General features: G+C 66.5%; 11 protein-coding genes. 9 read left to right on the plus strand and 2 right to left on the minus strand.

Annotated features, from left to right (window positions below; translation table 11 throughout):
- Together AC0V2Y_RS18155 and AC0V2Y_RS18160 are read right to left on the minus strand one after the other, a co-directional pair.
- The coding region (locus AC0V2Y_RS18155; RefSeq protein WP_475418354.1) for an esterase-like activity of phytase family protein at nt 1-955 on the minus strand (955 nt) is incomplete at its 3' end.
- 120 nt (nt 956-1,075) lie between these two features.
- Nucleotides 1,076-2,452, minus strand: coding sequence for a YihY family inner membrane protein (locus AC0V2Y_RS18160; RefSeq protein WP_475416459.1), 1,377 nt, complete (start codon nt 2,450-2,452; stop codon nt 1,076-1,078).
- 67 nt (nt 2,453-2,519) lie between these two features.
- Here AC0V2Y_RS18160 and wrbA point away from each other — a divergent pair, with 67 nt between their 5' ends.
- The 9 genes from wrbA to AC0V2Y_RS18205 are packed head-to-tail and all read left to right on the plus strand — an operon-like array spanning nt 2,520 to nt 12,727.
- Nucleotides 2,520-3,128, plus strand: coding sequence for an NAD(P)H:quinone oxidoreductase (gene wrbA / locus AC0V2Y_RS18165; RefSeq protein ID WP_475416482.1), 609 nt, complete (start codon nt 2,520-2,522; stop codon nt 3,126-3,128).
- The gene (locus AC0V2Y_RS18170) at nt 3,125-3,538 is read left to right on the plus strand and encodes a DUF2069 domain-containing protein (protein WP_475416458.1); all 414 of its coding nucleotides are present in this window, start codon (nt 3,125-3,127) and stop codon (nt 3,536-3,538) included. The genes wrbA and AC0V2Y_RS18170 overlap by 4 nt, the downstream gene beginning before the upstream one ends.
- Nucleotides 3,535-4,965, plus strand: coding sequence for an FAD-binding oxidoreductase (locus AC0V2Y_RS18175; protein WP_475416457.1), 1,431 nt, complete (start codon nt 3,535-3,537; stop codon nt 4,963-4,965). The genes AC0V2Y_RS18170 and AC0V2Y_RS18175 overlap by 4 nt, the downstream gene beginning before the upstream one ends.
- Nucleotides 4,962-5,384: a DUF4124 domain-containing protein gene (locus AC0V2Y_RS18180; RefSeq protein ID WP_475416456.1), complete on the plus strand. Its 423-nt coding sequence runs from the start codon at nt 4,962-4,964 to the stop codon at nt 5,382-5,384. The genes AC0V2Y_RS18175 and AC0V2Y_RS18180 overlap by 4 nt, the downstream gene beginning before the upstream one ends.
- Nucleotides 5,372-7,960 (plus strand): FtsX-like permease family protein, encoded by a 2,589-nt coding sequence (locus AC0V2Y_RS18185; RefSeq protein WP_475416455.1) that lies wholly within the window; start codon nt 5,372-5,374, stop codon nt 7,958-7,960. Before AC0V2Y_RS18180 ends, AC0V2Y_RS18185 begins: the two co-directional genes overlap by 13 nt.
- A complete protein-coding gene (locus AC0V2Y_RS18190) occupies nt 7,960-9,036 on the plus strand; it encodes a lipocalin-like domain-containing protein (RefSeq protein WP_475416454.1) in 1,077 nt (358 codons plus the stop codon). The genes AC0V2Y_RS18185 and AC0V2Y_RS18190 overlap by 1 nt, the downstream gene beginning before the upstream one ends.
- A gap of 46 nt (nt 9,037-9,082) precedes the next feature.
- The gene (locus AC0V2Y_RS18195; RefSeq protein ID WP_475416453.1) at nt 9,083-10,954 is read left to right on the plus strand and encodes an ABC transporter transmembrane domain-containing protein; all 1,872 of its coding nucleotides are present in this window, start codon (nt 9,083-9,085) and stop codon (nt 10,952-10,954) included.
- 2 nt (nt 10,955-10,956) lie between these two features.
- The gene (gene leuE / locus AC0V2Y_RS18200; protein ID WP_326456075.1) at nt 10,957-11,631 is read left to right on the plus strand and encodes a leucine efflux protein LeuE; all 675 of its coding nucleotides are present in this window, start codon (nt 10,957-10,959) and stop codon (nt 11,629-11,631) included.
- A gap of 10 nt (nt 11,632-11,641) precedes the next feature.
- Entirely contained in the window at nt 11,642-12,727 is a 1,086-nt protein-coding gene (locus tag AC0V2Y_RS18205) for a threonine aldolase family protein (protein ID WP_475416452.1), read from the plus strand.
- Nucleotides 12,728-12,740: the final 13 nt, after the last annotated feature.

The raw sequence follows: 12,740 nt of genomic DNA on the forward strand, positions 1-12,740 counted from the left end.
TGCCCGTGTAGCGCATGGCGGCGGGGTCGAACTCGAAGATATTCAGGTAGCGCTCATCCGCGGCAACGGGCCGCAGCGACGGGTCGGTAGGTGCCGCTTCCGGCACCGCGTAGAGCAGGCTGCGGTCGGCGTTATAGGCCAGGCTTTCGAAGCCGCGGCTGCCCGACACGGTGATGCTGGCGCCCTTGCCCAGCACTTCCGGATTGGCCGGGCTGCGCAGGAAGGGATGGGGAACGGGATCGCCCATGAGCGTGCCGTTTTTGTCGAAGTGCAGAATATACGGGCCGAACTCCTCGCCCACGAACCAGGTGCCATCGGCGGCGCGCGCGAGCGATTCAATGTCGAAGTCAAAACCGGTCAGCAGGCGGCCCGCGCGAATGCGCGCATCGACGGCGATACCGCTGTCGGAAAAGACCAGTCCGCCGGAGGTGTTGCTTGGGTAGTTGACATGGTCGGCCGTGATTTTCAGGTCGATGCCCTTGCCGTCGTTTAAGAAACCCCTGGCGTCGTTGAAGGCGAGAAAACTGTTGATCTTGATGCTGCCCGGCGTCTTGCTGGCGTCTGCGGCCGTGCGGAAGTTGATGCTGGCGTTATACAGGCCGAGCACGAAATCGGCCGAATTGCCCTTGGCGCCGTAGCCATTGTCGGCCATGGCGGTCCAGCTGCCGTCGTCATTCCTCAGCAGCGCGGAGAAGCCCGGAATCGGCACGCCGTTGACAAACGGCGGGCTGACGCCCAGCACCGCGGCCGTAAACTGTCCGGAAACCGGCCCCGGCCAGCGCGCCGTGTCAGGCAACGCTGCCCAGCCGACCAGCTGGTGCGGCAGTCCTTCCCCCTCCTTGGGCACCGCGTCGGGAGCGGCAGAGGAACTGCCGCCGCAGGCAGCCAGCACGCCGCTGACCATCACGATGGCCAGGCCGCGGCACAAATTCAAACCGCTCAAATGACAACGCATATTTGCTTCCTCTACAAGATGAATGGAGAGGAAAGCTTACCGGCCTTCGGTGACCAGTTTATGACATGCGTCCCTATCGCGCGGGGCGGATGCCGGCAGGAAGCGCACTGCCCCGGCCCGTCAATTGCAGCGCACTTCCCCGAAATGCTGCGCCAGGCTCAGGCCCAGGCCCTCTTCCACGGCGTTTTCCACCTGCGCGGCCAACGCGGCCGCTTCTTCCGCCGCCCTGATGTCGCGTTCATTGGTGGAGCCAGCGGGGTAGCCGGAGTTCACGCGCATGCCGCCGAAGACGAACAGCCGGTAGACATCGGCCAGGCTGATGCGGTTGACGTTGCCCAGCAAGACCCAGTGATCGGAACTGTCGGCCACGCGCTTGCCCCACTGCACCCGCACGGCGCCTTCCACGTTGACCCGTCCCACCCAGCCCTGCTGCACCATCTTGTCGAGCAGGGTTTCCATCTCTTCGAAGCCCAGGCGCGTGCTGCGGCGAATTTCCGCCGCGCCCACCAGGGCCGAATCGGCGCAGTGGCAAGCCCGGTGCAGCACTTTCAGGATGGCGACGGCGTCGACGAATTCGCTGCCCGGCGCCGCCTCGTACCACCAGCGCTCGTATTTCACGACGGGCAAGGCGGCCACCAGCAAGGCGCCCACCAGGGTGATCATCCAGCTCAGGTAAATCCACACGAGGAACAGCGGCAAGGCGGCCAGCGCGCCGTAGATGCGCGAATAGGTGGGGAACTCCTGGATGAATTCACCGAAACCGCGCTTGGCCACCTCGAACGCCAGCGCCGCCAGCAAGCCGCCCCAGGCCGCGTCGCGCCAGTCCACGTCGCGGTTCGGTACGGCGATATACAGCAAGGTAAACGCCAGCATGGTCAGGCCGATCGACACCAGCGTGTAAAACACGGCACCGATGAAAGGCACGGCGCCCACCACGCCGCTGGTGGCCATGAAGAGGCGCGACGTCACCGTCAGCGACACGCCCACCAGCAGCGGTCCAAGGGTGACGATGGCCCAGTAGACGAGCAGGCGCTTGGTCCAGCGGCGCTCCTGGCGCACGCGCCAGATGCGGTTGAAGACGCGCTCGATCAAGCCCATCATGCCCACCGAGGTGACGATCAGGGCGCCCGCGCCGATGGCGGACAATCGCGTCGCCTTCGAGGCGAATGTGGTCAGGTAGCCGAGGATGGTGTTCGATATCCCCTTCGGCATCACGCTTTGCACGAAATAGTCTTCCAGCGCGTGGCGGAAGGTATTAAACAGGGGGAAGGTGGTGAAGATGGCCAGGGCCAGCGTGAGCAGGGGCACCAGCGCGAACACGGTGGCGAAGGTCAGGCTGCCGGCCACTTGCGGCAGGCTTTCCTCGCGCACGCGGCGGCGCGCGAACTGCAGCAGGTCGCGCGTTTCGGACCACGTCAGGCCGCGCACGACGTCCAGCCCCATGCTCAGGGTGCGCCACAGGTATTGGAAGAACGGGAATATATATTTTGAAAACATGTGCAAAATCAGAACGGCGCCATGACAGCAGTCGTATCAGGCTGTAAAGCGCCCTATAATACCAATGATGAAGCCAACCAATCTGATTATTCTCGTATTGTTTTATTCACGCCATGGCGCCACGCGCCAGTTGGCCGAGCTGATAGCCCAGGGAGTGGAAAGCGTGCCCGGTTGCGATGCGCGCCTGCGCACCGTGCCCGCCGTCTCCACCGTGACGGAAGCGACGGCGCCCGAGGTGCCGCTGGACGGCGCGCCCTACGTGGAACTGGACGACCTGCAGGAATGCGCGGGCCTGGCCCTGGGCTCGCCCACGCGCTTCGGCAACATGGCCGCCGCCATGAAGTACTTCTGGGATGGCACGGCCAGCGACTGGCTGGCCGGCAGCCTGTCCGGCAAACCCGCCTGCGTGTTCACGTCCACGGGCAGCCTGCACGGCGGCCAGGAGTCGACTTTGCTGTCGATGATGATCCCCCTCTTCCACCACGGCATGCTGGTCATGGGCCTGCCCTACACGCACCCGGAACTGATGACGACGTCCACGGGCGGCTCGCCGTATGGCGCCACGCACTGGTCGGGCATCGCCGGCGACAAGGCCTTGAGCGACGATGAAAAACGCCTGGCCATCGCCCTGGGCCGGCGCCTGGCGGAAAACGCCGCGAAACTGGCAGGCGCATGATGCACGGCACACTGCACAGGTATTTTCACTGGGGCGCCATCGCCAGCCTCGTCACCTTGATCGTCTGGTGCCTGCTGTGGGAAACCGTGGTCGCGCCGCTGCAGCCGGGCGGCTCCTGGGTCGTCCTGAAGGCGGCGCCCCTGCTCATTCCCCTGTACGGCGTCATCAAGCGCGACGTCTACACCTTGCAATGGTCGTCGATGGTGATCCTGCTGTACTTTACGGAAGGCGTGGTGCGCGGCTACAGCGACACGAACCCCACCTCGGCCCTGATGGCCTGGGGCGAGGCGGCCATCGTCTGCCTGTATTTCATCTGCGCCGTGCTGTATCTGCGCCCGTATAAAAAGGCCGCCAAGCGCATGGCCAAAGAGCTGCTTGAAAAAGTGAATAAAGTGAGCATCAAGAAATGAGTGTACAGCCCGTGCATGACCAAGCCGACTTCCTCGCCGCCTGCCGCGACCTGCTGGGCGACACCTACGTCCTCACCCAGGATGCCGACACGGCGCCCTTCCTCACCGACTGGCGCGACCGGTTTACGGGCAAGGCGCTGGCCGTGCTGCGCCCCGCCACCGTGGAACAGGTGGCGGGCGTGCTGCGCGCCTGCGCGCAATGGCGCATTCCCGTCGTGCCGCAGGGCGGCAATACGGGCCTGGTACTGGGCAGCATCCCCGATGCCGCCGGCACGGCCGTCGTGCTGTCGCTGGCGCGCCTGAACGCCATCCGCGCGCTCGATCCCGTCAACCGCACCATCACCGTCGATGCGGGCTGCATTTTGCAAACCATCCAGGAAGCGGCCAGCGCCGCCGGCTGTCTGTTCCCCCTGTCGCTGGCGGCCGAAGGCAGCTGCACCATCGGGGGGAATCTGGCGACGAATGCGGGCGGCACGGCCGTGCTGCGCTACGGGAACACGCGCGAACTGTGCCTGGGCCTGGAAGTGGTCACGCCGCAGGGCGAGATCTGGAGCGGCTTGCGCGGCCTGCGCAAGGACAATACGGGCTACGATTTGCGCGACCTGTACGTCGGCGCCGAAGGCACCCTGGGGGTGATCACGGGCGCGGTGATGAAACTGTACCCGCAGCCGAAGGCCTGCATCACGGCGCTGGCCGCCATGCCCTCGCCCGCCCACGCCCTGCGCTTGCTAAGCCTGATGCAGGACCATTGCGGCGCCAGCCTGACGGGCTTTGAATTGATGTCGCAGTATTGTCTGCAACTGGTGGCGGAACAGTTCCCGCAACTGCCGCGTCCGTTCGCCGACGCGCACGGGCAGTACGTGTTGCTGGAACTGTCCAGCAGCCAGTCCGAGGCGCATGCCGTGGAATTGCTCGAAGCGAGCATCGGCGCGGCCCTGGAAGACGAGTTGATCGAAGACGCCGTCGTCGCCAGTTCCGTGGCGCAGTCCGAAGGACTATGGCAGCTGCGCGAGCACATTCCGCTGGCGCAGGCGCAGGCGGGCAAGAACATCAAGCACGATATCTCGCTGCCCATTTCCCGCATCGCCGACTTCATCGCCGTCACGGATGCGGCCCTTGAGTCAGCCTTCCCCGGCTGCCAGCTCGTGTGCTTCGGCCACCTGGGCGACGGCAACCTGCATTACAACGTGGCGCCGCCAGCCGGCATGACGGACCGGGATTTCCTGGCCAACCAGGATGCCATCAACCGCATCGTGCACGACCAGGTCCACGGTTTCGGCGGTTCGATATCGGCCGAACACGGCATCGGCGCGCTGAAGAAGGATGACCTGGCGCGCTACAAGTCGCCGCTGGAACTGCAGCTGATGCGCGCCGTCAAACAGGCGCTGGACCCGCAGAACATCATGAATCCGGGGAAGATATTGTGAAGCTGCCGCCCCTCCTGCTCATGGCCTTGCTGACCGCTTCCGCCAGCGCGCAGGACGTCTACAAATGCGTGCAGGATGGCCGGACCAGCTATAGCGCCACACCCTGCGCGGGCGGCCAGTTGCAGATCCTGGAAGTGCCCTCGCCGCCGCCTGCCGTAGACAAGGGCGCTGCCACGCGCCAGGAACGGGTGGCCAGCCAGATGGAAGCGGCGCGCAAGCAGCGCGAGAAGCTGGAAGACCAGGCGCGCGAACGGGCCGCCAAACAGAAGGAAATGCACGAGAAGCATTGCGCCCAGCTGCGGCTGGAGCAGAAATGGGCGGCGCAGGACGCCGTCGGCGCGGGCGATAAAAACCGCGATGCGGCGCAACTGAAAGCGCGGCGCGCCGGCGAACGCCTGGCCGTCGAATGTCTGAATTGAGTGCGCCGGCAGCCAATCCCGCGGGTACGCGCCTGCTGTCGCGCTGGCTGCTGCTGGGCGAATGGCGCTTTCACCCCGTGCGCGCCTTCGTCGCCATCCTCGCCATCGCCATCGGCGTGTCGCTGGGCTTTGCCATCCACCTGATCAATGCGGCCGCCTTCAATGAATTTTCCACGGCCGTGAAAAGCCTGTCCGGCCAGGCCGACGTGCAGGTGGCCGGGCGCGAAGCGCTGTTCGACGAAGCCATCTACCCGTGGCTGGCGCAGCGCGACGGCGTGGCCGTGGCCTCGCCCGTGCTGGAACTGCAAGCCGGCGTAAGCGGCAAGAAGGATGGCGGCCCGCTGCAGATCCTGGCGCTCGACGTCTTCCGCGCCGGCTTCATCTCGCCCGACCTGATCGGCGCGCCGGCCGAAGGCCAGCCTTTCGACACCCTGGCCGACGACGCCCTCTTTTTATCGCCGGCCGCCTTGCGCTGGCTCGATGTCACCGAAGGCGGCCAGGTCGCGCTGCAATCGGGCACCGGTGCGGTCAGCCTGCGCGTGGCCGGTTCGCTGCAGCGGGCGCGCGCCGGCCAGCGCATCGCCGTGATGGATATCGGCGCGGCGCAGTGGCGCTTCAACAAGCTGGGCAAGCTGTCGCGCATCGACCTGAAACTGCGCCAGGGCGTCAACCGCGACGCCTTCCAGGCCGCGCTGAGCAGCGCGCTGGAAGCGCAGTACCCGGGGCGCTTCCACGTGGGCCAGCCCAACGACGAGAACCAGAATAGCCGCAACAATAACCTCAGCCGCGCCTACCGCGTCAACCTGACGGTGCTGGCCCTGGTCGCCCTGTTTACCGGGGCGTTCCTCGTGTTTTCCACGCAGGCCCTGTCCGTCATCCGCCGCCGCGGCCAGTTCGCGCTGCTGCGCGTGCTGGGCATGGAGCGGGGACAATTGCTGCGCCAGGTGCTGTTAGAGGGCGCCAGCCTCAGTATCGTCGGCGCTGGGCTGGGTATCGCCGGCGGCTACGCCATGGCGGCCGTCGCCCTGCACTTCTTCGGCGGCGACCTGGGCGCCGGCTATTTCGCGGGCGTGCAGCCGCAGGTGCAGTTCACGCCCGTCGCCGCCTGCGTGTATTTCGCGCTGGGCCTCGGCGTGGCCTTGCTGGGCTGCGCAGCGCCCGCGCTGGAAGCGGCGCGCGCCGCCCCCGCCATCGCCCTGAAATCGGGCAGCGAGGAAATCGTGACGACGCGCCTGGCCAAGACGTGGCCCGCGCTGGCTTGTCTACTGCTGGCCGGCGCCCTGACGTTCCTGCCGCCCGTGTTCGAGCTGCCCCTGTTCGGCTATCTGTCCATCGCGCTGCTGCTGATCGGCGCCATCGCCCTGATGCCGCAGCTGGCGGCCGTCGTCTTTCGCGCCCTGCAAGCCGCCTGGCTGCGCACGCAATCGAGCCAGCACGCGCCCGTGCGCAGCCTGACCGTGGCGCGCCTGGCGAACGCCGCGGGCCAGGCCGGCATCGCGCTCGGCGGCGTGCTGTCGAGCTTTAGCCTGATGGTGGCCATGGCCATCATGGTGTCGAGCTTTCGCGTCTCCGTCGACGACTGGCTGCTGCAGATTTTGCCGGCCGACGTGTACGCGCGCACCTCGGCCAGCGGCACGACGGCCCTGAACCCGCGCGAGCAGGCCGCCATCCTCGCCCTGCCCGGCGTGGCCAGGGTGGATTTCCAGCGCGTGCGCAGCCTGTCGCTGGCCGCAGAACGCCCGAACGTGATCTTGCTGGCGCGCCCCATCAACTTGCAGGACCCGGGCAAGAGCATGGTGCTGGTGGGCGAGACATTAGCCGTGCCGGCAGGCAGCCGGCCCGTGTGGCTGTCCGAGGCGGCGGCCGACCTGTACAACGTCAAGCCTGGCCAGCAGATGGCCCTGCCGCTGGCGGGCGGCCTGCACCAGTTCTTCGTCGCCGGCATCTGGCGCGACTATGCGCGTTCTTCCGGCGCCATCCAGATGCCGCTGGCCGACTACCGCGCCTTGACCGGCGACATGGACGTCAGCGACGCGGCCCTGTGGCTGGCCAAGGATGCCACGGGCGAGCAGCTGCAGCAGCGCCTGAAAGCCCTTCCCTTCGGCGCCAGCCTGGAAGTGTCGAACCCGTCGGCCATCCGCGCCCTGAGCCTGCAGATCTTCGACCGCAGCTTCGCCGTCACGTATTTACTGGAAGCCATCGCCATCGTCATCGGCCTGTTCGGCGTGGCCGCCACGTTCTCGGCCCAGACCCTGGCGCGCGCGCGCGAATTCGGCATGCTGCGCCACGTGGGCGTGACGCGCGGCCAGATCCTGTCCATCCTGGCGCTCGAGGGCGGCGCGCTGACGGCGCTGGGCATCGCCACCGGCTTTGTCCTGGGCCTGTTGATCAGCTTTGTGCTGGTCTTCATCGTCAACCCGCAATCGTTCCACTGGACCATGCAGCTGCACCTGCCCTGGCCCTTGATCGCCACCGTGGCCGGCGCCCTGCTGACGGCCGCTGCCCTCACTGCCCTCATCGCGGGGCGCCAGGCGCTGTCCGCTGGCCCCATCCGCGCCGTCAGGGAGGACTGGTAATGCGCCGCTTGACTTGTTTACTATTGTTTTGCAGCGCCGCCGCCATCGCCGCGCCGCCCGCCTTTGCCCCCGTCACGCCGCTGCCGGCCGGCCAGACCCTGCGCATGCCGCACGATTTCGGCGCCCACCCCGCCTATAAAACGGAATGGTGGTACGCCACCGGATGGGTAAAAACGAGCGGCGGCGAGCAGCTGGGCTATCAGGTGACCTTCTTTCGCAGCGCCACGGCCGCCGACGCGGACAACCCCAGCGCCTTCGCGCCGAAACAGCTGATCATCGGCCATGCTGCCCTGTCCGACCCAAAAGTGGGCAAGCTGCTGCACGACGAGAAAAGCGCGCGCGAGGGTTTCGGCCTGGCCTACGCCAAGGTGGGCGACACGGACGTCAAACTCGACGACTGGCGCATGCAGCGCCAGACCGACGGCAGCTACAAGGTCAGCCTGGCCGCGCGCGACTTCAGCCTGCAGCTGACCCTGGCGCCCACGCAGGCCGTGCTGCTGCAGGGCGTCGGCGGCTACTCGCGCAAGGGCGCGCGGCCCGCGCAATCGAGTTACTACTACAGCGAGCCGCAGCTGCGTACCACGGGCACCATCGCCCGCGCGGGCGGCAAGGCAGAAGCCGTGACGGGCACCACCTGGCTCGATCACGAGTGGTCGAGCCAGGTGCTCGATGCGGACGCCAGCGGCTGGAACTGGATAGGCGCCAACCTCGACGACGGCGGCGCCCTGATGGCCTTCCAGATCCGCAGCAAGACAGGTGCTAAACTATGGGCGCACGCGACATGGCGCGACGCGTCCGGTAAGATGACGCAGTACGCGCCCGGCGACGTCGATTTCACGCCCACGCAGCTGTGGCGCTCGCCCCGCACGCAGGCCGAATACCCGGTCGCCACCGAGATCCGCACTGGCCCCACGCGCTGGCAGATCAAGCCCCTGCAGGCGGACCAGGAGCTCGATTCGCGCCGCTCGACGGGGGCAGTGTACTGGGAAGGCGCCGTGACGGTGGAGCGCGACGGCCAGCCGGTCGGCCGCGCCTACCTGGAGATGACGGGCTATGTCCAGCCGATGAAGTTATAAGCAATGCATAAAATGCCGAAATACAGTAAATCCTAAGCGAAAAACAATGACAACCAGCACAGAAACAGGCAGTACCAGCAAAGCAACCGCCGCAAGCACCGCACCAACGCCCGATACCGGCAGCAGCCGCGAACTGAAAAAAGGCAGTCTGGCCGCCTTCAAGGGCTTGATGCCTTTCCTGACGCCGTACCGCAAGCAGTTCTTCCTGGCCGGTATCGCGCTGGTGGTGGCCGCCGCCTCGACCCTGGCCATTCCCGCCGCCTTCAAGCAGATGATCGACCTCGGTTTCGGCGGCGCGGCCGGCTCGAAGAGCATCGAGCACGTCGACCTGGTGTTCCTCGCCCTGTTCGGCGTGGCGTCCGTTCTGGCCTTGGCCACGGCGGCGCGCTTTTATACCGTGTCGTGGCTGGGCGAACGGGTCACGGCCGACATCCGCAGCGCCGTGTACCGGCACGTCGTCACGCAAAGCCCGGAATTCTTTGAAACGACGCAGACGGGCGAAGTCCTGTCGCGCATCACCACCGACACGACCCTGATCCAGGCCGTGGTCGGCACCAGTATCTCCATGGCGCTGCGCAACGTGCTGCTGTTCCTCGGCGGCCTGGTGATGCTGTTCGTCACCAGCGCCAAGCTGGCCGGCATCATCATCGGCTTGCTCATCCTGGTCGTCGTGCCCATCATCGTGTTTGGCCGCAAGGTGCGCAAGCTGTCGCGCGATTCGCAGGACCGCATCGCCGACGCTTCGGCCATGGCCGGCGAAATCCTCAACGCCATGCCCACCGTGCAGGCGTTTACGCACGAGAAAATTGAATCGAAACGCTTTGGCGACTCCGTCGAAAATGCCTTCATGACGGCCATGCGCCGTATCCGCGCCCGCGCCCTCTTGACCATGATCGCGATTTTGCTGGTCTTCGGCACCATCGTGTTTGTCTTGTGGCTGGGCGCGCGCGCCGTGCTGGAAGGCTCGATGACGGGCGGCGATCTGGGCCAGTTCATCCTGTACGCCTCCATCGTGGCCGGCGCCATCGGCGCCCTGTCCGAAGTCATGGGCGAAGCGCAGCGCGCCGCCGGCGCCACCGAGCGCCTGCTGGAACTGATGGCCGTCAAATCGGAAATCGAATCGCCCGTCACGCCGCTGCCGCTGCCCGCGCGCGCCGCGAATGGCGCCGCGCTGTCGCTGGACGACGTCATGTTCTCGTATCCGTCGCGCCCCGATACGCACGCCCTGAACCACGTCAGCCTCGATATCCGCGCCGGCGAAACGGTGGCCGTCGTCGGCCCGTCGGGCGCAGGCAAGACCACGCTGTTCCAGCTGTTTTTACGTTTCTATGACCCGCAGAGCGGCAGCATCCGCCTCGACGGCGTCGACATCAAGCAGCTCGACCTGCACACCCTGCGCGACGCCATCGGCATCGTGCCGCAGGATACCGTGATCTTCTCGGCCGACGCCATGGAAAACATCCGCTACGGCCGCGCCGGCGCCAGCGACGGGGAAGTCATCGCCGCCGCGAAGATGGCGGCCGCCCACGAATTCATCGAGCGCCTGCCGAACGGCTACAAATCCTTCCTCGGCGAACGGGGCGTGCGCCTGTCCGGCGGCCAGCGCCAGCGCATCGCCATCGCCCGCGCCCTGCTGAAAAACCCGCCGCTGCTGCTGCTCGACGAAGCGACCAGCGCGCTGGATGCGGAATCGGAACGCCTGGTGCAGAAGGCGCTGGAAGCGGCCATGCTGGGCCGCACCACCGTCATCATCGCGCACCGTCTGGCGACCGTGCAGCGGGCCGACCGCATCATCGTCATGGAAGACGGCAGGATCGTCGAGACGGGCACGCATGCGTCGCTGGTGGCGCTCGGGGGCATCTATGCGAATCTTGCCGCACTGCAATTCCATCACGTACAGCTCAATCCAGCGGAATAATCATGAACGCACTTTTCCACGCCAACCTGGGCATCACCGATTTCTGGACCTTCTTACTGGGGACCATCTTCATCGTCATCCTGCCCGGCCCCAATTCCATGTACGTGCTGTCGGTCGCCGCCCAGCGCGGCGTGCGGCCCGCCTACCAGGGCGCCTTCGGCATCTTCGCCGGCGACCTGATTCTGATGGTGCTGTCTGCCTGCGGCGTCGCTTCGCTGCTGAAAGCCAGCCCGGCCCTGTTCTATGTCGTGAAATACATCGGCGCGGCCTACCTGGGCTGGATCGGCCTGCAGATGCTGATAGGCTGCTGGCGCAAGCTGCGCGCGCCCGCTCCCGCTGAAGGCGAAGCGGCAGCCGTGCCGGCCCCCGTCAAGGAAAGCGACCCATTCCGCAAGGCCCTGATCATCAGCCTGATGAACCCGAAAGCGATTTTGTTTTTCATTTCCTTCTTCATCCAGTTCGTCGACCCGGCCTTCCCGAACCCCGTGCTGTCCTTCATCGGCCTGGGCCTGATCTGCCAGGTGATCAGCTTTACCTACCTGACGGCCATCATCTTTGTCGGCGTCCGCCTGGCCGAGACCTTCCGCCGCCGTCGCCGCCTGTCGGCCGGCATGGGCGGCGGCGTGGGCGCCATGTTCATCGGCTTCGGCGCGAAACTGGCCACGGCCACCCTGTAAGGAAAACACCGTGAACGAGCTTGAACTGCGCCAGCGCTGCCATACCGTCCTGCCGGGCCACCGCCAGCCGACGCCGGCGGCCACCTTCGCCGCCATGGCCGCCTGGTGCGAGGCCAACGACATTGCGCACGATACCTATGGCGAGGGCGCGCTGATCGAACAGTTCGAAAACAAGATCGCCGGCCTGCTCGGCTTCGAGGCGGCCGTGTTCTGCATCACGGGCACCATGACGCAAGTCACCGCCCTGCGCCTGGCGTGCCAGGACCGGGGCTCGCGCCTGGTGGCGCTGCATCCGACCTCGCACATCCTGCGCCACGAGCGGGGCAACCATGAACTGCTCGATCACTTCCAGGGCTTGATGCTGGGGGACCCGCACCGTCCGTGGACGGCGGACGACCTGCGCGCCGTGCCCGATGCGCTGGGCGCCGCGCAGGTCGAACTGCCGATGCGCGAGATCGGCGGCCAGCGCCCGTCATGGGATGCCTTGAACGACATCAAGCGGCATTGCCGCGAGCACAACATCCACCTGCACATGGATGGCGCGCGCCTGTGGGAAGCGCAGGCCGGCTTCCAGCAGCCCCTGCCCGCCATCTGCGGCGGTTTTGATTCCGTCTACGTGTCGCTGTACAAGGGCATCGGCGGCATCGGCGGCGCCATGCTGGCCGGCAGCCGCAGCTTTGTCGAACGGGCGCGCGAATGGTTCCGCCGCCAGGGCGGCAACATCGTGCACCGCACGCCCTACGTGGTGGCCGCCGCCATGCAGTTCGACGCGCGCCTCGCCGCCATGCCGCAGTATTTCGAACGCACGCAGTGGCTGTACGCGCTGCTGCGCGACTTTCCGAGCATCGCCGTCAACCCCGCCCAGCCGCAGGCCAACATGCTGCACCTGCACCTGCCCGTGTCGCGCGAGCGGGCCATCGCCATCCGCAACCAGGTGGCCGAGGACCACGGCATCTGGCTGTTCGGCCGCGCCAGCCACGCGGCCCTGCCCGGGCACAGCGTGGTGGAGTGGTATGTGGGAGACAACTTGCTGGAACTGCCGGACGACAGCGTGCGGCTGGCATTGACCTTGCTGGACCAGGCCATGCGCATCTAGACCCCGGCTTCCC

The organism is Janthinobacterium sp. BHSEK, from assembly GCF_056174685.1.